Annotated in this window: 1 pseudogene; it reads left to right on the plus strand. The window is 68.8% G+C overall.

Features of this window, described 5'->3' with window-relative positions:
• Nucleotides 1-192: 192 nt before the first annotated feature.
• Nucleotides 193-282, plus strand: a pseudogene (locus WDV86_RS06580) (IS5/IS1182 family transposase); the annotation flags it as partial.
• Between the last annotated feature and the right edge of the window lie 144 nt (nucleotides 283-426).

Below are 426 nucleotides of genomic sequence, written 5' to 3' on the forward strand. Positions count from 1 at the left end.
ACGACCTGAGCGGCGGCGCCGCCACCGCCTCCCTCAGGTTCCCGGTGAGTTAGAAAGTTGCGCCAATAGCGGCGGGACGTGAGTTGGCCGCGATGAACGGCGGCACAGCGGCTTCGGCGTGTCGCTGAGGCGGGGCAGGCACGGGCGCTGGTAACGACGAGTTACCTACGCCAGCCGCTCCCAGGATTGCCCGTGACTGCGCTGCCATCGTCGTTCAACGAGCCCTTGTGGGTCCAGTTCCCCGCGTTGATACCCCCGGTGGTGGACACCCACCCGCGGGGGGTCTCGTACCGGGTCTAGTGGAGGCTCTCATCGCACGGGAGGACGAGAGTCATGGCAGCACCGAGGAAGTACCCGGACGAACTCCGGGAGCGGGCGATCCGGTTGGCGGTGGACGCCCGCAAGGACCCGGCCACGAGGCCGGGC

It is taken from the genome of Pseudokineococcus sp. 1T1Z-3 (assembly GCF_037482365.1).
In the GTDB taxonomy this organism is placed as follows: domain Bacteria; phylum Actinomycetota; class Actinomycetes; order Actinomycetales; family Quadrisphaeraceae; genus Pseudokineococcus.